Below are 18610 nucleotides of genomic sequence, written 5' to 3'. Positions count from 1 at the left end.
GTTAATTCCTCCTTTATTTATGCTATGTTTAGCTTTCTTTTCTTCCTAGACCAAGAATAAGCGATACGATGACAACAAGGATGATCGCTCCGATAATGGACGGGAAAACCGCCATACCGGCAATCTGAGGCCCCCAGTTGCCTAAAAGTAATTCGCCGAGATAAGAACCGATGATCCCGGCAACGATATTGCCGACCCAGCCGGCCGGCAGTCTTCTGCTTGTTATAGCACCGGCGATGGCACCAATGATGCCGCCGATAATTAAAACCCAAATCAGGTGGAACATAATTGTCACTCCTTTATAGTAAATTTATACATATATATACCTCTACGCAGAATTTCTAAACATTTTATAGTTTTTTTATTTAAGTGCTAAAAAGGAACAGGAAAAATTTAAAATCTGCTTGCAATAATGTATTTTCGTGTTAAAATAGTATGTAACTAATTTGCAGACGATAGTCTTTATATTGAGGACAATTCAAATTGACAAACTTAGGAGAAAATATGAATACCTTTATGAATAGCTTGGCCAGTACGGCCTGGACCATTGTTCCGATCATCTTAATTTTGTTTTTGATGGCCGGAATTATGTTTGTTTTTTACTTTAAAGCAAAGATGGAAGAGATGATGGCCTATGTGAAGAGCATCGCCATCTCATTAGAAAAACTGTCTAACCGGCAAAATGATAACCAATATTAAAATAAATAGAAAAAGAGCGTATGTGGAGGAGAAAGAATGAATTTTGAACACGTGAAAAGAGAAGACCCGGAGATCTATGAGTTTATGGAAAAGGAGCTCAAAAGGCAGCAAAGTCATATCGAGCTCATCGCTTCCGAAAACTTTGTTTCAGAAGCTGTGATGGAGGCCATGGGCAGCCATCTGACCAATAAATATGCCGAGGGCGTACCTGGAGCTCGTTATTATGGCGGGTGTGTGTTTGTGGATGAGGTAGAAAGGATCGCGCGCGAGCGGGCCAAAGCGCTGTTTGGCGCCGACCACGCCAATGTCCAGCCCCATTCCGGCGCTCAGGCCAATACAGCAGTGTACTTTGCCGTGCTGGAGCCGGGAGATCTGGTACTGGGAATGCGTTTGGACCAAGGGGGCCATCTGACCCACGGCAGCAAGGTAAACCTTTCAGGAAAATACTTTAATTTTATATCTTATGGCGTCAGCCCGGACTCTGAGACCATTGACTATGAAGAATTGGAACGACTGATCGTCCAAAAGAAGCCGAAACTGGTGGTTGTAGGGGCCAGCTCTTATCCGAGAGCCATTGATTTTGAACGGATCTCAGAGGTCTGCAAGGCCAATGATGCGCTGATGATGGTCGATATGGCCCATATTGCGGGCCTGGTGGCAGCGGGACTGCACCAGAACCCGGTACCTTATGCGGATTTTGTCACCACCACGACCCATAAAACCCTGCGTGGTCCAAGGGGCGGCCTTATTCTGTGTAAGGAGGAATTTGCGGAAAAAATCGACAAAGCTGTGTTCCCGGGGATTCAAGGGGGGCCGCTGATGCATATTATTGCCGGAAAGGCAGTGGCTTTTAAGGAAGCTGCCAGTCCGGAGTTCACAGAATACCAGAAGCAGATCATTAAGAATGCCAAGGCACTGTGCAACGCGCTTACCGATAAGGGCTTCCGCATTGTGTCCGGCGGGACAGATAACCACCTGATGCTGGTGGACGTCAGCGCTGTTGGCCTGACCGGTAAAGAGGCTGATGATATCCTGGGCAGTGTTAATATTACCGCCAATAAAAACGCCATCCCCTATGATAAGCAGAAGCCGACTGTGACAAGCGGTGTGCGTGTGGGGACACCGGCTGTCACTACCCGCGGTATGAAGGAAGAAGATATGTCGGTTATCGCAGACGCCTTTGAGGCAGCACTGATCAAAAAAGACCTGGAGCTGGCAAAAGAAAAGGTGGCCTACCTGACCAAGAAATATCCTTTATACGAATAAAAGAGAATTTATGAAGATGCTGTCCATCAGCATCTTTTTTTGTTATAATGGTCTGAGTATGACTAAGGAGTGATTCCCGGGATGAAGGAAATAATACAGAAGATCGATGAGGTCTATAAACGTTACGATTATGTTGAGAACAAGGGCGAGATGCTGCTCTTTCTCATTAAAATATTGATGCTGAAATTTTTAGTGGATAATGGCCGCGTCGTTTTAGACAGGAAAAATGCCCAGAAACTGAGGATGGACTTTACCGTTGGCGGCATCCTGCGGGTATGGAGCCGCGGCGTCTCAAACGCCCATCACTGGACTGATGAGGGAAAACTGACCCTGAGCGGGCTGATCTGGGAGGATGTGAAGCGTTTTATCGAGGATACGGACAGCTTTGAAAATAAAAATGCCAGCGTCATCGGAGAGCTGTATGAGGAGTGTCTGCACCGCAGCCATAAAAAGAGCCAGGGAATTTTTTACACACCAGATGTTCTGGCAGAGTATATGGTTTCATTGTGTGTGAGCGTTGTGAGAAAAGAAAAAATTCTGGACCCGGCTTGTGGCAGCGGGTCGCTGCTCAGCGCAGCCTATGACTACATCCTGAAGAACACTAAGGATTTGGAAAAGGAGACTGTACACAAGCGGCTGCTCCAGAAATCATTGTGCGGTGTGGATAAAGATCCTTTGGCAGTGCTGGTGACCCGGATCACGCTGGCTTTAAAAGGGGAAAAATATTGCTATCCGGCCGGTATCATGGTAGGTGACTGTCTGGATAAGGCCTCAGCAGATTTTAAAGACAGCGCCTTTGATGTGGTGATCGGCAACCCGCCATATGTTGGGCATAAGGAAATCGACTCTGAATATATGAAACACCTGAAGGCCTTTTACAGCGATGTTTATCAAAACAAAGGGGATCTGTCCTATTGCTTTTTTAAACGTGGATATGAACTTCTGAAGGACAAAGGAAGGCTTTTATTCCTGACCTCCCGGTATTTTATGGAAGCCTACAACGCGCAGGCCCTTCGGAAGTTTATCCGTGAGCATTTTACCATTAAACGTCTCATTGATTTTAATGGCCTGCGTGTTATAGGCGGCATCGGCATTGACCCGGCGTTGAGCCTTTTGGTAAAGGGCAGGGCGCCCACGCGGCATGCGGCGCGGGTTTCCCGGTTCTTTGTCCAGAAAGGTAAGCTGCGGGAAACGCCGGTTTATATCGAGGATTTGGAGAGCAGCCAGCCGAAGCTTCACGAAGACTTTGAGACGAGCCAGAGCCAGATGGATGATGGACTGTGGCGGCTGTATGGTCCCAGGACAAAAACGGTCGTGGAAAAAATTGAGAAGCGCGCCCCCTTTACCCTGGAGAATCTGGTGGACAGCTTTCAGGGGATCATCACAGGCAATGACAAAGCTTTTATCTTTGACGATGATGAGCTGGCTGCGTATAACTTTAACCCGCGGTTTCTGCATCCATGGATAAAAAACCGGAATGTACACGCCTTTGAGATTACACCGCCGGTCAAACAGATTTTGTATACCAATGAGATTGAGGCCATTGAGAAACACCCCTATGAGGAAGTTTACCTGAAGCAGTTCAGGGAAAAGCTGACCAGCCGGCGGGAGTGTAAAAATGGGCGCCTGCCCTGGTACGCCATCCAATGGGGCAGAAATCCTGAGTGCTTTATGAAAAAAAAGATCATCTTCCCATATAAGGCAAAGGACAACCGTTTTGCCATTGACGAGAATCGCTATTTCTTCAGTGCGGACATTTATGGTCTCACACTGAAGAACCGGCTGTACAGTCAGGTTAATGAGGAGTTTTTAGTGCTGCTGCTCAACAGCCGCCTTTACAACTTTTATTTTAAGTCCTTTGCTAAAAAGCTTGGCGTTGACTTATATGAGTATTATCCCAATACGGTGCTAAAGTTGAAAATTCCCGACGTGAGCATGGAAATTTCGGACAAATTTAAGGGTTTTTATGATAAAATTATAAACTTGACTGAGACTACCCAGAAAAAAGATCGGGAGGCCTTACTTTTGGAGGTTGACCGCTGGCTTTATGGGTATTTCGACATAAATGAAGAAGAAATCAACTGGATAGAAAAACAGTAAAAACGAATGATAGAAACGGGGTGAGGCAACGTGCAGGCATCTTTTTTTGACATGAACTATGAAAACCAGATCGAGGACAACGCACCGCTGTCGGTGAGGATGCGCCCGACCACGCTGGATGAGTTTGTCGGACAGACCCATATTATCGGAAAAGGCAAGCTGCTTTACCGCCTTATTGAGGCGGACAAGCTTTCGTCGGTGGTTTTTTACGGTCCTCCGGGAACCGGCAAGACCACATTGGCTAAGATTATAGCTCACCGGACACAGGCTGCTTTTTACGAGCTGAACGCTGTAACCTCCGGTAAAAAAGAAATTACAGAAATTTTAGACAAGGCGAAGGATAATTTGGGTATCTATAACCGTAAGTCGATTCTTTTTATCGACGAAATCCATCGCTTTAACAAGGCGCAGCAGGATGCACTGCTGCCGAGCGTGGAAGGCGGACTGGTGATACTGATCGGCGCGACAACAGAGAACCCTTATTTTGAAATCAATTCTCCGCTTTTGTCACGATCGACAATCTTTGAATTCAAGACTCTGACAGACGATGAGATCAAGGGACTACTGAGACGGGCCGTTACCGACAAGAAAAAGGGCTACGGCAGCATGAAGGTCAAGGTGGACGAAGAAGCCCTGGATCACCTGACAGCCGTTTCTAACGGTGACGTGCGGCGCGCGCTCAACGCGCTGGAGCTTGGGATACTGACCAAGGAGAAGGACGATCAGGGCTATATCCATATCGACCTTGAAACAGCACAGGAGTGTATCCAGAAAAAGGCTGTACAGTATGATAAAAAGGGTGACAATCACTATGACACCATCTCGGCTTTTATCAAAAGCATCCGGGGCTCAGACCCTGACGCGGCCCTTTACTGGCTGGCCAAGATGCTGGAAGCCGGAGAAGACCCTAAATTTATCGCAAGACGGATTGTGATTTCCGCATCTGAGGACATTGGAAACGCAGAGCCCATGGCGCTGGTGGTGGCCACAGCTGCTGCCCGGGCCGTCGAGATGATCGGGCTGCCTGAGGCGCGCATCAACCTGGCCCAGGCGGTAACCTTTCTGGCCTCTGCCCCAAAGAGCAACGCCTCTTACGCAGGTCTGGACGCTGCTTCCTCCGCTGTGAGGTATCAGTCCAATTCCGAAGTACCGGGACATTTGAGAGATTCTCATTACCCAGGCAGCGAAAAGCTGGGCAGAGGGCTGAACTACGTTTATCCCCACAGTCATCCGGGCAACTACTACCCCCAACAGTATCTGCCGGACGATCTGGCCGGAACACGGTTTTATGAGCCGACAGAGAACGGCTATGAGCGAAAGATCAAAGATCGGCTGGAGCATCTGAAAAACTGGGAAGTAAAGACAAAATAAAAATGGTATAGATAAAAATACGCGATGAACCGCATCAAAATACAAAATAAGGAGAAACAGATTGAAAGTACACGACAACCTACATGGATTCACCCTTTTGAGGGAGGAAAATATTGAAGAAGTAAACGGCATTGCCCGGGTTTTTGAGCATGATAAAACCGGGGCCCGCCTCATCTATATATCCAACGATGACGATAACAAGGTGTTCCACATTGGGTTCAGAACACCCTCGGACAACAGTACCGGTGTGGCCCACATTATGGAGCACTCCGTTTTATGCGGCTCCAGAAAATACCCGGTCAAGGAGCCTTTTGTAGAACTGGCCAAGGGTTCCATGAACACTTTTTTAAACGCCATGACCTACCCGGACAAGACAGTCTATCCCATTGCCAGCACCAACGACAAGGATTTTATGAATTTGATGGACGTCTATCTGGACGCGGTGTTCTATCCAGACATTTACAATACGCCGCACATCTTTCATCAGGAGGGGTGGCACTACCATCTTGAAAACAAGGAGGACCCCATTACCTATAACGGCGTGGTTTACAATGAGATGAAAGGCGTTTACTCAAGCCCTGAGGAAGTGCTGCAGCGTAAAATTTTCCAGACCCTTTATCCAGATTCAATTTATGGCGAGGAATCCGGCGGCTACCCGGAAAACATTCCGGACCTTACCTTTGAGGATTTTGCCGCGTTCCATAAAAAACTGTACCATCCGTCCAATTCTTATATTTACCTTTACGGTGACGGCGATATGGACGCTCATTTAAAATATCTGGACGAGGCCTATCTGAGCCAGTTTGACCGTGCAGATATTGACAGTGAGATTCCGACACAGGTACCCTTTGAGGAGATGGCTGTCGCCTCAGACAGCTACCCGATTCCGTCGGATGAGGATCAGAAAAACAAGGACTATCTTTCTCTGAGCTATGTGCTGGAAAACGAGCCGACCTTTGAGGATATATTGGCCTTTGACGTGCTGGGCCACATCCTGCTTGGTGCAAACTCTGCGCCGCTCAAAAAGGCTTTGTTAGACCTTAACATTTGTAAAGAGGTGGATTACGCTTATTCCAGCTCCATGAAGCAGCCTTATTTCTCCATTGTGCTCAAGCATACGGATGAAAAATATAAAGAGCTGTTTATCGAGACAGTGGAAAAGACTCTGGAAGATCTGGTGAAAAACGGTCTTGATAAGCGCAGCGTGGAAGCTGGTATCAACATCAACGAATTTATGCTTATTGAGGGTGAATATGGCTCCTACCCCAAGGGATTGATGTACGGACTGGAAATGTTCGATACCTGGCTTTACGGCGGCGACCCGCTGTCACATCTGAAGTATCGCGACGCGATTTCTAAGCTCCGTATGAGCAGTGAAAACCGGGGCTTTGAGGCTTTGATCGCGCGTTACCTGCTGGGCAACCCGCACCAGGCATTTGTGAGCATTCACCCGGACAGCAGCCTGGCTGAAAAAAAAGAAAAGTCCCTCAGCGATAAGCTGGAAGCCTATAAGAGATCCCTGTCACCAGAAGAACTGGATGACCTGGTGGCGGATACACAGGCGCTTTTAGAACGCCAGAACAATGAGGACAGTCCTGAAGCCCTCGAAAGTATTCCGAAGCTGAGTCTTGACGAAATCAATAAAAAGGCCCGCAAGGTTGTCCTTTATGAAGAAGAATTCAAGGGACATAAGTTGCTATATCATCCGGGGTATACCGGAGGTATCGCTTATGTCAAGTTCTACTTTGACACGCACACCATCCCACAGGAGGATCTGAAATATCTGTCTTTGGTCAATAAAATCATCGGCCGGGTCAGCACTGAGGATTATGACTATGAACGGCTGAACCAGGAAATTGAGATCAGCACTGGCGGCATCTCCTCCAGTGTTGAAACTTATGATAATATCAAGGAGAGCGGGTGCTACGAGAGCAAATTTGCCATTAAGGGCAAAGCGGTAGGTGCCAACGTCAAGCGTCTGCTGGAGCTCATCGAATCCACGATTTTACGGAGCCGCTTTGACGAGCGCCACCTGATCGAAGACATTGTGAGTGAAATCCGTATGAACAAGGAAAACCAGTTCCTGATGGGTGGACACACAGTAAGTGTCCAGCGTCTCCAGTCCTATTATTCCCAGTCTGCCAGAATGTTTGAAGAGCTTGGCGGTGTTGAGTTTTACCAGTTCTTGGCAGATATCGACGATCACTTTGACGAACGATGGGAAGATCTTTCCGATAAACTGAAGGAAGTTGCGAATACGATCTTTAATAAAAAAGGCCTGATCATCAGCATCACTGGTGACAAGGAGCTGAAGGAGCCAGTACTTGAAGCAGTGGGCAGATTTTTAGAAAACCTGCCGGACCGTGATCTGGAAACCTATGGCTACCATTTTGACCTGGCGGTCAAGGATGAGGGCTTTATGACAGCCGCCAAGATTCAGTATGTTTCCAAAGGCTTTAATATCCGAGAGCTTGGTTACAGCTACAATGGCAGTATGCTGGTGCTTAAATCCATCCTAGCTATGGATTACCTCTGGAACCGCATCCGTGTCCAGGGTGGGGCTTACGGCGCGCATTTCGGCATCAATCGAGCCGGAGAGCTTTATTTTGCCTCTTTCCGTGATCCTAACCTGTCCAAAACACTGGATGCCTATAACGAGGCCTTTGAGTACGTCGAAAATCTGGAGGTCTCCAGGCGGGAAATGGAAAAATATATTATCGGGACCATCAGCAGCAAGGATGTGCCTTTATCGACAGCCCTGAAAGCAGACGCGGCAGATACTATGTATTTTAACAAGACCACCCAGGAGGATCTTCAGAAGGAACGAGATGAAATCCTTGGGACGACGAATGAAAGCCTGCGCAGCACCGCAGCCATGATTCGTGAGGCCATGGACAAAAATGTGCTCTGTGTCATCGGGAGCGAGGAAGCAGTGCGCGTAGCTGAGGAAGAGTTTAAAGAAATAAAATATATTAAATAGTGTGGCGGGGATCAATGAAGAGGAAAATTATTTCAGTTTTAGGGGCTTTGCTGTTGGTATTTGGGGGCTTTGGCAGCAGTGCGTGGGCGGCGATGCCTTCCTTTGGCCCCGACGAGGGAGTTGTTGTCTTTGAGGTGAACAGCGGCGATGTTCTGGTAGAGCAAAACGCAGACGAACGCTACTATCCGGCCAGCACGACAAAGCTTATGACCGCTTTAACAGCTCTAGACTATGTGGGCTCAAGCCTGAATGATAAGGTAACCGTGGGCGATGAGGTCAAGCTCATCGGCTACGAGAGCAGCGTGGCCCATCTGGAGGTTGGAGAAATTTACACCTGGGAACAGCTGCTGTACGCACTGCTGCTGCCGTCGGGCAACGACGCAGCCAACGTGATCGCAGCCAACATCGGGCGTAAGCTCAGTGGAAATGAAAAGATGGACTATAATCAGGCCATGTCGGTTTTTGTGGATCAAATGAATGCCAAGGCACAGCAGATGGGCCTTAAGAATACACATTTTAAAAATGCCCACGGCCTCCATGACCCCGACCATTACACCACACCGGCGGATATGGCGGTGATCGGGAAGACAGCCTTCACCAATGAGACCATCTCAAAAGTAGAGGGCACCAAGGTTTATGAAATGACTACCAACCGCGGCGAACCACAGAAATGGAAAAATACCGATATGCTTCTCTACAAGGATGCCGCCGACTACGGTGGAACCATTGAGGAGGGAAGAACCGATAATCCTTACTATAACGCTAAGGCAAAGGGCGGTAAAACTGGCAACACCGATGAAGCTGGCCGCTGCTTTGTCTATAACGCCGAGGATGGCGACGCAAAGATTGTCGGAGTGATTATGAAGGGCGACGAAAAGGGCATTTTTGCCGAGGCCAGCAATACTATCAACGCTGCCTTTGACGATAACCGTCTGTTGGACTGGACTGATGATTCTGGACATTATAAGGATTTTACGGTAATTAATGCCCATTACAAGGACGGCAAAAATCTGTCGGTCAAGACAAAGGAAGCCTACAGCTCCATGATTCCAAAGGGACAGGAAGATAAATATACTGCCAAGGTCTCCTGGGACACCAGCCTTCTGGCGGATACCGATAAGGGGCTGAAGGTAGTGGGTGACATTGAGCCCGACGTCCAGGTCGGGACACTGACCATCTACGAGGGAACCGATTCGGTAAAATCGACACCGCTGTACGCCCAGAACCAGATTCGTCCCAGAAATTTCTGGGATTATCTGAGAATTGCAGCCTTTATCGGCATTCCGCTGTTGGTGATCCTGTTTGTCTTTTTCCGCTTTTATGTTTACCGCAAACGGAAAATTATGCGGGCAAAACAGGCTCGGGCCCGAAGAATGGCGAAACGGAAGCTCTATGAATCTCAGAGCTATACCGGATCAGGGATACCTTCGCGTAAAACCACCGCGGGTGAGCCCCCGCGCAAGCCCCAGCAGAAACGCCCTTCTGGCAGCGCGCCAAGGAGAAAGTCCTCTGGCTCAGCTTCGCCGGGAAGACCTGTGGAGCGGAACGCCACCGCACGGCCGGTACAAAAGAAAAAACGCCCAACCTCTGGGCAGTCGGGCAGCCGCCCGCAGCAAGGCCCGCGAACAGGCACAAAAAAGCGATAAAAACTGAATAAATACACACAAAGCCCCGGACAAGCGCTGTCCGGGGCTTTGTGTGTGCGAAAGATTTGTGATTTATGGATTCTGTTTATGATTACCTGTTTTGTTTTGCGGTTAAAAAGGTTATAATAGACCAATGGTTCATACGATAAAATAAAGGAGGAAGGAATAATGTACAAAATACCTGAGCTGCTGGCGCCAGCCGGCACCTTGGAGAGCATTCGCGCGGCCATAAACGGCGGGGCAGATGCGGTCTATTTTGGGGGCAAGGCTTTTAATGCCAGACGCAATGCGGGCAATATGGACGAAACGGAAATGACAGAAGCTGTAGCGCTATGCAGGCAGTATGGCGTGAAGGTCTATGTGACGCTGAACATTCTCATCAAGGATGAAGAGTTTGAGGATATAGTACATTATCTGAACTTTCTGGCAGGCCTGGGTATTGATGGCCTTATTGTTCAGGATCCGGGGCTGATCTTTCTGCTGCAAAAATATTTTCCTGATTTCAGGCTTCAAACCAGTACACAGGGATCTGTGTACGGCCTTGAGGGAACCTTGTTTTTTGAAAAGCTGGGCTTTATGCGGGTAGTGCTTCCAAGGGAAATGCCCATTTCGGAAGCAGCCATGATCGCCGAGCAAACCCGGGTAGAGGTCAAACTTTTCTGTCACGGCGCTCTCTGCTATGCCTATTCAGGCCAGTGCCTGATGAGTAGCACGATTGGCGGCAGAAGTGGCAACCGGGGGCTTTGTGCCCAGCCCTGCCGTAAAAAATATCAGCTGAGAGATGCGGATAACCGTCTGATTAAGGAAGGCTATCTGCTCAGTATGAAGGACTTGAACACTAAAGACAGGCTTAATGAAGTGGCACAGGCAGGCATTGACTCGCTGAAGATTGAGGGGCGGATGAAAAGTCCAGAGTATGTGTACGCTGTGACCCGGGCCTACCGTGAAGCTCTGAACGCTGTGGACGAAAAAGGAAAGGCACCGTCCATCACGGAAAAAGAGCTGGCCCAGGTGTTCAACCGTTCTTTTACAGAGGGTCGCCTTTTTAGTGATCCGCAGGTTATTGGCGATGTGGTGGGGCGCAACCGGGGGATTTTGGCAGGCCATGTCATTGGCTGTGAGGGTGGCAGGCTTTTGATCGAGGCTCTGCCGGACACAGCCTTTTCGGTGGGCGACGGTCTGTCTTTTGGGGAGGACTCTGAGAAGGGAATGCGGATCGACGCGCTTTTCGATTTAAAAGGACACCCGTTATCCTCAGAAAAACCGGGTATAAAGATTAAGGTGCCAAGCAGGTTTGAGGTGCCTGCCGGCACACCAGTCTACCGTAACCACGACGCCCGACTGACCAGAAGGCTGAAACGTGAGAGCCGGGCGGCGAAGCATGTCCGGCAGCAGACTGTGCGCTTCAGACTGAGACTGGCTCTTGGTAAACAGACAGAGGTTACTGCGGAGGCGGGAGGACAAGTGGTGACCAGAATCTCAAACATCATGCCTACAGCAGCCCAGAAGCTGCCGCTGACTTGTGAGATGCTGTCCAGACAGTTTGAACGGCTGGGAGGTACGGGTTACCAGTTTGATGGTCTGGACGCAGACATCGAGCCGGGAATCTTCCTGACAAAGGGCGAGCTGAATGCGCTGCGCCGGGAGATCGTGGATGCTCTGGACGCTGAACAGAAAGAAGAAAAGGCTGCGCCGATGGTCTTTTCACTCAGCCGTGAGATCCCAGTCAGGCAGGCGGTGAAAAAACCCCTCCTGTCGTTGGAACCAGCTGACAGGGCAGCGTTTGAGGCGCTCTGCGGTCTGGCTGTGGATGAGCTGGTGCTTCCGGTACAGGATCTCAGCAGGCCACAGGACTGTGAGGCACCCATTGCCCACGCCCACGTATGCGGTAAGCGTGTGCTGCTGGCCTTTCCGAGGATTATGGACACTGTAGCGTCCGCGCGGCTAAAGGCTCGTCTCGAAGACTTCTGCGGACTGGATCATGATGGCGTCCTTTTAAAAAATTATGAGGTGCTGAACCTGTTTCAGGACAGGCCGGTTTACAGAGAAGCCGACCAGCCTTTTAATCTGCTTAACGTTCTGGCAATGAAGCAGCTAAAGGAATGGCAGGCGGACGGCGGTGTGCTGTCGCCGGAACTGAGTGCCACGGAGGTGGCTGCCCTGGCAAAGCGCTCAGCCATCAGCTGTGTGCTGCCCGTGTATGGCCGGCAGGAGATCATGGTGAGCGCCAACTGTGTGTACAACTGTGCGGACAAGCAATGTAGAGGCTGCCAGAGATACCGTGGCTGGGCAGCCCTGACTGACGAGCGGGGTGCCTCCTTCCCGCTGTACAAAGATGTTGATAATATCATTCATATTTACAACGGCGATATCCTTCTCTTAAAAGAGGAGCTGAGGCGTCAGAAGTATATTGATAAATGGCGGATTTACGCCACAGACGAAGGGCCAGAGGAGCTGGAGACTGTGGTAAGCTACTATCGAAACGCGCTCGACAAGGGTGTTTTTGGTCCTATGCCCGGCCGTGCCGGAGTCCGTTATACAAAAGGAAATTTCAAACGAGGAGTTGAATAGCAATCAAATGGACAAAAGAAGTCTGAAGGTACTGGAGTACCCTAAAATATTGGAAATACTCAAGGGACACTGTGTCAGCGAGGGAGCAAAAGAGCGGGCATCCTCCCTGGTTCCCTACGAGACTGTCTACGAGGTAGAAAGAGCACTTGGTGTCACCAGTGAAGCGCTTAATATGATGCTGCGCAACGGGCGTCCGCCGCTTTCCGAAATCAAAAATACCAGCGACTATGTACACCGGGCATCCATCGGAGCCATGCTCTCCATGAAGGAGCTGCTGGCCGTTGCGTCTTTGCTGCGCATTGTCAAGGACATGGAAAATTATTATTGCAATGATACTCAGCTTGAAACCCTGGACCAGCTGAAAAATCTGTTTACCCTGCTGGCCCCCTGTGAGGAGCTGGAAAAGGAGATCAGCCATAAAATTCTATCCGAGGGCGAGATGGCAGACAACGCGTCACGAGAGCTTTCACGCATCCGGCGCGAGATCAACTTTAAAAACACACGCATTTCCGACAAGCTGAACGGCATTATCTCTGCGTCACAGAATGAGAAATATCTGCAGGAACGCATCATTACCATCCGCAACAACCGATATGTGGTGCCCGTCAAGCAGGAGTATCGGGGACAGATTCCCGGCATTGTGCTGGACCGATCGGCCAGCGGCGCCACCCTTTACATTGAGCCACTGGCTGTGGTCGAGCTCAACAACGACCTTAAGGTGCTGGCTGCTGAGGAGGAAAAGGAAATCATCCGCATCCTCAAGGATCTGTCCGAAAAGGTCGCGAACTACAAAGAGGAGGTCATTGAGGACTATAACCTGTTGGTTGAACTGGACTTTCAGTTTGCGAAGGGCAAATATGGCCTGGCTGTCGGCGGTGTGCTTACCCATGTGAGTGAGGAGGGCAAAATCCATTTTATTAAAGGACGCCATCCCCTCATTGACCCTAAGGTGGTGGTGGCTTCGGATATTTACATGGACGAGGACATCAACACCATGATCATCACCGGACCCAATACGGGTGGTAAAACCGTTACTTTGAAAACCATCGGTCTACTGAACCTCATGGTGCAGTCCGGGCTGTTTGTCCCGGTCAGGGAGGGCAGTGCTACCCGTGTGTATAAGAATATCTACGCCGACATCGGGGACGAACAGAGCATTGAGCAGAGTCTCAGCACCTTCTCCTCCCACATGACGAACATTGTGGACATTATGAAGAATGCAGATGCCGACGCTCTGGTGCTCTTTGATGAGCTGGGTGCAGGCACCGACCCCACTGAGGGAGCGGCGCTGGCAATCTCCATTTTGAATACTCTGCACGAGCGGGGTGTGACCAGTGTGTCCACTACACATTACAGTGAACTTAAGGAATACGCTCTGGTCACACGAGGTGTTGTCAACGCGTCGGTCGAGTTTGATGTGGCTACATTGCGTCCAACCTTTAAGCTGCTCATCGGTGTGCCTGGAAAATCCAATGCCTTCGAGATTGCGAGGCGGCTGGGCCTGAGTGAGGATATCATTGAAGCTTCCAAAAAGCTCATTGAAAATGAAGCCATCCGCTTTGAGGAGACCCTGATTAAAATCGAGGAAAAGCGCAAAAAGACCGAGGCCGAGCACGAGGAGATCCTGCGCCTGAGACGCCAGATCGAGAATATGAAGGCTGAAATGGCAGATGAACGGGAAAAGGCCAGGGCTGAAAGTGCCGAGATGATCGAGCGCGCCCAGGAAGAGGCCAGCGCCATTGTAAGAGACACCCGGCAGGAGACTGAGGAAATTTATAAGGAAATCCGCTATATCCAGGAAACGACTGCCCAGAGCGTCAAGGATAATAAAAAGCTGGAATCCCTGAGAAGAAAGATCAAAGATCAGGAAAAAAATATCTTTGATATGTATAAAATTGCCCGGCCCGATGAGGACGAGGAGCTGGATATCGACGATATTAAAATGGGCATGAAGGTGCATGTTAAGAGCCTCCACAAGGATGGTGAGGTGGTTAAGATTATGCCAAAGGACAGTAGCGTCATGGTTCAGACTGACAATATGAAGCTGAAGGTAGGGCTGGCAGATCTGAGCAAATCTAAGGCCATTGCCAAGCCAAAGGAAAAGAAGGTCAGCTATAAAAGCGCAGACCGCCACACCATGAACACTAAGCTTGACCTTCGGGGTAAGAACGGGGAGGAATCCCTGTATCTGGTAGACAAGATGATCAGTGATGCGCTGGTTTCAGGAACTCATCAGCTCATGATTGTCCACGGCAAGGGCACTGGCAAACTACGCCAGATCATACACGCCTACCTCAAGGATAACAGCCTGATTAAAGATTTCCGGCTTGGAGCGCAAAATGAGGGCGGTTCTGGCGTTACGGTTGTGGAGCTGTAGTTCGTAGGATGTATTTTTTTAAATACATCAGTATTTCGAATGCTTTATGACTGAAAACATGTTAGAATAAAAAACGATGACTATGGAATGAAGTCTGTTTTTTCGGAAAAAGCCTTTATCTTTATAAAGAAAAGTTAACAATGGTTGACAAATTTCAGGAGATTCAGTATAATTAAATCATCAATTATTATCTAGGAGTGGTTCTAAAGATGAATGCAGATTTACAGAAATACAGAGAACGGATTAAGAGTGTGGGTTTGAAAGCAACACCACAGAGAATAAGCGTATTAAAAGTTCTTTCAGAAACGGATGAACATCCCAGCGCTGAGATGCTCATGGATAAACTGAAAAATGAAGGTAGCATCATGTCTGTTGGAACCATCTATAACATTCTTGAAACGTTCGAGGAAAAAGGATTGATCTTGAAGCTGCACGATCATAACGAAGTTATGCGTTTTGATGCGCGCACGGGTTTTCACGTTCACATCTTTAACAAGAAGACCAATCAGATTGAAGATTATTTCGACAATGACCTGGAAGTGCTTCTGAAGGACTACCTGAAGGATAAGCTTCCCAAGGACGTTACACTTGATCATTTGGATATTGCTTTGTATTCACAGTCTGCCTAAGGCAGATACTGTAAAGCCGCCGCGGCAATGCGGCGGTTTTTTATTGGTTTTCTTTATGTTATAATAATAGTGGTATCATTATTTGGCAATTAATAAAGGAGTGAAATTTTGCTAGAGGAAATATTGAGTCTATATACAGAACGCGGGACCTTTTTCCTGCAGCTGACCCTTCAGCACCTGCGTATTTCGGGCACAGCGATTGCCATCGCAGCAGTGATCGGTCTGGTGCTCGGGGTGGTTGTGAGTGAGCATCCCAAGGCGTCGCCTGTGGTTCTGGGCACCACTAACGTGATCTACACCATCCCTTCCATTGCACTTCTGGGTTTTTTGATTCCCTTTACCGGCATTGGAAACACCACGGCCATTATCGCCCTGACCGTGTACGCTCTGCTGCCCATGGTGCGCAATACCGTGACTGGTATCACCGGTATCAGCCCGGCAGTGATCGAGGCGGCCCGGGGCATGGGCAGCACGGATTTTCAGATTCTTTATAAAATCAAGCTGCCCCTGGCCCTGCCAGTCATACTGACCGGGTTCAGGAACATGGTGGTTATGACCATCGCCCTGACCGGCATCGCTTCCTTCATTGGCGCCGGAGGGCTGGGAGTTGCTATTTACCGGGGAATTACTACTAGCAACATGGCCATGACCGTGGCTGGAAGTATTCTTATCGCGCTTTTGGCCCTGATCTTAGATTTTGGGATTGGGCTGATTGTTAAAATAATCAATAGAAAAAGGAGACTGATTGCATGAAAAAGAAAACAAAAATGATCGGAGCCCTGGCCCTGGCGCTGGTGCTTGGCGTGGCCATGATCACCGGATGCAGCGCAGGCGGGCAAAAGAAAAGCGGCACGATTAAGATCGCCACCAAACCCATGACCGAGCAGTTGATCCTGGGAGAGATGCTGTCTATCCTGATTCAGGAAAATACCGATCTGAATGTGGAGATCACCAAGGGGGTAGGTGGCGGTACCAGCAATATCCACCCTGCGCTTATCAAGGGAGATTTTGATTTATATCCTGAGTACACCGGCACAGCCTGGAACAACATCCTGAAAAAAACCGAGTACCCAGATGACGAGACTTTGTGGAACACTCTGACCGATGAGTACGATACGCAGTTCGGTCTAAAATGGGTGGGAATGTACGGATTTAACAATACCTATACCTTGGCGCTGCGCAAGGAGATCGCAGATAAATACAACATCAAAACCTTCTCAGACTTGGCGAAATATACCCCTGAGATCACCTTTGGCGCTAACCCGGACTTTTATGAACGTGAGGATGGTTATCAGGCGCTTTGCGATGCCTATGGCTTCAGCTTCAAGGATCATATGGACATGGACATCGGCCTCAAATACAACGCCCTGAACTCCGGTGAGGTAGACGTTATCAACGCCTATACCACCGATGGACAGCTGTCTGTCGCGGACGCGGTCTCTCTGACCGATGACAAGGGCTTTTTTAAAAATTACTATTGCGGTACCGTTGTTCGTGAGGATACGCTGGAAAACTATCCAGAGCTGGAGGGAGTGCTTAAGAAAATGGACGGTATCATCACCAATGAAGAAATGTCAAAAATGAACTATGACCTGGAAGTCAACAACAGAGACGAGCACGACGTCGCTATGGAATTCCTTAAGAGTAAGGGCCTGATCAATGAGTGAGCCTATTATCCGGTTTGTAGACGTCACCAAGGCATACGATGACGAAGCCATTCTGGAGCGGTTCAGTCTGGATATCGGCAGGGGAGAGTTTCTGACCATTATCGGCAGCTCCGGCTGTGGTAAGACCACCCTGCTCAAGATGATCAACGGGCTGCTGATTCCCGACACAGGCACAGTCTTTGTGCAGGGACAGGACATCTCAAAAACCGATCTTATCGCCCTGCGCAGGAATATTGGCTACGCCATTCAGGGGGTAGGACTGTTTCCACACATGACTGTGCGGAAAAACATCGCCTATGTTCCCAGCCTTTTAAACAAGCAGAACCGGCAGAAAACAGAGGCGGCTGTGGCACGCCTGGTGAAAATTGTGGGGCTTGATGAAAGCCTGCTGGAGCGTTACCCCAGTGAGCTGTCCGGTGGACAGCAGCAGCGGGTGGGTATTGCCCGGTCACTGGCCGCAGCACCGGAGATCCTGCTCATGGACGAGCCATTCGGGGCGGTCGATGAGATTACCAGGCGGATGCTTCAGGATGAAATCATGCGAATCCACCGTGAGCTGGGCGTGACGATCGTGTTCATTACCCACGATATTCGGGAGGCATTAAAGCTGGGCAGCCGCGTGGCTGTCATGGACCATGGCGGACTGGTACAGATTGACACGCCTGAGAACATTCGCAAACATCCAGCTACCGACTTTGTAAAAGAACTGGTGAGTGACCGTTAAGCTGCGCTTTTCTTTTTTGATATTTTAGTGTATCATTAGGGTAATAATCTTATATCAACCATTTGGAGGAAATTATGAGTGAAAAAAATCCTGTAGTCGGCATTGAACTGGCAAACGGAAAGACCATTAAGGTAGAGCTGTATCCGGATATTGCGCCGATCAGCGTCGAAAACTTTTTAAATTTGGTAAAGGACGGCTTTTATGACGGCCTGATTTTCCACCGTGTGATCCCTGGCTTTATGATTCAGGGTGGCTGCCCAAGCGGCACTGGCACCGGCGGCCCAGGACACACCATCAAGGGTGAGTTCGCAGCCAACGGCGTCGAGAATAACCTGAAGCACAAAAGAGGCGTGCTGTCCATGGCACGCTCAGCGAGTCCAGATTCTGCCGGCTCTCAGTTCTTTATCATGGTCGAGGACGCACCGCATCTCGACGGCCAGTACGCAGCCTTTGGGGCTGTGACAGAAGGCATGGAAGCAGCCGACGAAATCGTCAATGCTGACCGTGACTATATGGATAAACCTTATGAAGACCAGGTAATGAAACGGGTTTATGTAATCGAAGAGTAAACACCGTGTTC

14 protein-coding genes are annotated in these 18610 nt (G+C 49.2%); 13 read left to right on the top strand and 1 reads right to left on the bottom strand.

The genetic code is table 11. The features are described from left to right. Positions 1–28 precede the first annotated feature (28 nt). Positions 29–286 (bottom strand): GlsB/YeaQ/YmgE family stress response membrane protein, encoded by a 258-nt coding sequence (locus BUC22_RS03315; protein ID WP_013381565.1) that lies wholly within the window; start codon positions 284–286, stop codon positions 29–31. 218 nt (positions 287–504) lie between these two features. On the opposite strand from BUC22_RS03315, the gene BUC22_RS03310 reads away from it, so the two are divergent. The 13 genes from BUC22_RS03310 (at position 505) to BUC22_RS03250 (ending at position 18599) form a co-directional block, all read left to right on the top strand. Continuing rightward, the gene (locus tag BUC22_RS03310) at positions 505–699 is read left to right on the top strand and encodes a hypothetical protein (RefSeq protein WP_013381564.1); all 195 of its coding nucleotides are present in this window, start codon (positions 505–507) and stop codon (positions 697–699) included. 36 nt (positions 700–735) lie between these two features. Next, on the top strand, positions 736–1965 hold the full coding sequence (locus tag BUC22_RS03305; RefSeq protein ID WP_013381563.1) for a serine hydroxymethyltransferase: 1230 nt from the start codon (positions 736–738) through the stop codon (positions 1963–1965). 81 nt (positions 1966–2046) lie between these two features. Next, positions 2047–4065: an Eco57I restriction-modification methylase domain-containing protein gene (locus BUC22_RS03300; protein ID WP_013381562.1), complete on the top strand. Its 2019-nt coding sequence runs from the start codon at positions 2047–2049 to the stop codon at positions 4063–4065. 30 nt (positions 4066–4095) lie between these two features. Further along, the gene (locus BUC22_RS03295) at positions 4096–5436 is read left to right on the top strand and encodes a replication-associated recombination protein A (protein ID WP_013381561.1); all 1341 of its coding nucleotides are present in this window, start codon (positions 4096–4098) and stop codon (positions 5434–5436) included. A gap of 61 nt (positions 5437–5497) precedes the next feature. Then, entirely contained in the window at positions 5498–8416 is a 2919-nt protein-coding gene (locus tag BUC22_RS03290) for an insulinase family protein (RefSeq protein ID WP_013381560.1), read from the top strand. A gap of 14 nt (positions 8417–8430) precedes the next feature. Continuing rightward, positions 8431–10062, top strand: a complete 1632-nt coding sequence (locus tag BUC22_RS03285) for a D-alanyl-D-alanine carboxypeptidase family protein (protein WP_073382332.1) — start codon at positions 8431–8433, stop codon at positions 10060–10062. Positions 10063–10230: 168 nt separating this feature from the next. Next, positions 10231–12633 carry a U32 family peptidase gene (locus BUC22_RS03280; RefSeq protein WP_013381558.1) on the top strand — a complete coding sequence of 801 codons (2403 nt, stop codon included), beginning with the start codon at positions 10231–10233 and terminating at the stop codon, positions 12631–12633. A 7-nt stretch (positions 12634–12640) separates the two neighbouring features. After that, a complete protein-coding gene (locus tag BUC22_RS03275; RefSeq protein WP_013381557.1) occupies positions 12641–15010 on the top strand; it encodes an endonuclease MutS2 in 2370 nt (789 codons plus the stop codon). Positions 15011–15219: 209 nt separating this feature from the next. Next, positions 15220–15639, top strand: a complete 420-nt coding sequence (locus BUC22_RS03270) for a Fur family transcriptional regulator (RefSeq protein WP_013381556.1) — start codon at positions 15220–15222, stop codon at positions 15637–15639. 123 nt (positions 15640–15762) lie between these two features. Continuing rightward, complete coding sequence (locus BUC22_RS21380) at positions 15763–16392, top strand: ABC transporter permease (RefSeq protein WP_317416941.1); 630 nt, start codon at positions 15763–15765, stop codon at positions 16390–16392. Beyond that, positions 16389–17306 carry a glycine betaine ABC transporter substrate-binding protein gene (locus BUC22_RS21375; protein WP_041689906.1) on the top strand — a complete coding sequence of 306 codons (918 nt, stop codon included), beginning with the start codon at positions 16389–16391 and terminating at the stop codon, positions 17304–17306. The genes BUC22_RS21380 and BUC22_RS21375 overlap by 4 nt, the downstream gene beginning before the upstream one ends. Next, a complete protein-coding gene (locus BUC22_RS03255) occupies positions 17299–18030 on the top strand; it encodes an ATP-binding cassette domain-containing protein (RefSeq protein ID WP_013381555.1) in 732 nt (243 codons plus the stop codon). Before BUC22_RS21375 ends, BUC22_RS03255 begins: the two co-directional genes overlap by 8 nt. 74 nt (positions 18031–18104) lie before the next feature. Beyond that, a complete protein-coding gene (locus tag BUC22_RS03250) occupies positions 18105–18599 on the top strand; it encodes a peptidylprolyl isomerase (RefSeq protein ID WP_013381554.1) in 495 nt (164 codons plus the stop codon). Positions 18600–18610 lie beyond the last annotated feature (11 nt).

The sequence above is a fragment of the Eubacterium callanderi genome (assembly GCF_900142645.1).
Taxonomy (GTDB): Bacteria; Bacillota; Clostridia; order Eubacteriales; family Eubacteriaceae; genus Eubacterium; species Eubacterium callanderi.
The sequence above is the reverse complement of the archived record's forward strand: the minus strand, read 5'-3'. Positions and strand labels throughout refer to the sequence as shown.

Bases quoted from the DNA above. Each gene is read 5' to 3' on its own strand.
- BUC22_RS03315 (WP_013381565.1), bottom strand. From the start codon at position 286: ATGTTCCACCTGATTTGGGTTTTAATTATCGGCGGCATCATTGGTGCC.
- BUC22_RS03310 (WP_013381564.1), top strand. From the start codon at position 505: ATGAATACCTTTATGAATAGCTTGGCCAGTACGGCCTGGACCATTGTT.
- BUC22_RS03305 (WP_013381563.1), top strand. From the start codon at position 736: ATGAATTTTGAACACGTGAAAAGAGAAGACCCGGAGATCTATGAGTTT.
- BUC22_RS03300 (WP_013381562.1), top strand. From the start codon at position 2,047: ATGAAGGAAATAATACAGAAGATCGATGAGGTCTATAAACGTTACGAT.
- BUC22_RS03285 (WP_073382332.1), top strand. From the start codon at position 8,431: ATGAAGAGGAAAATTATTTCAGTTTTAGGGGCTTTGCTGTTGGTATTT.
- BUC22_RS03280 (WP_013381558.1), top strand. From the start codon at position 10,231: ATGTACAAAATACCTGAGCTGCTGGCGCCAGCCGGCACCTTGGAGAGC.
- BUC22_RS03275 (WP_013381557.1), top strand. From the start codon at position 12,641: ATGGACAAAAGAAGTCTGAAGGTACTGGAGTACCCTAAAATATTGGAA.
- BUC22_RS03270 (WP_013381556.1), top strand. From the start codon at position 15,220: ATGAATGCAGATTTACAGAAATACAGAGAACGGATTAAGAGTGTGGGT.
- BUC22_RS21375 (WP_041689906.1), top strand. From the start codon at position 16,389: ATGAAAAAGAAAACAAAAATGATCGGAGCCCTGGCCCTGGCGCTGGTG.
- BUC22_RS03255 (WP_013381555.1), top strand. From the start codon at position 17,299: ATGAGTGAGCCTATTATCCGGTTTGTAGACGTCACCAAGGCATACGAT.
- BUC22_RS03250 (WP_013381554.1), top strand. From the start codon at position 18,105: ATGAGTGAAAAAAATCCTGTAGTCGGCATTGAACTGGCAAACGGAAAG.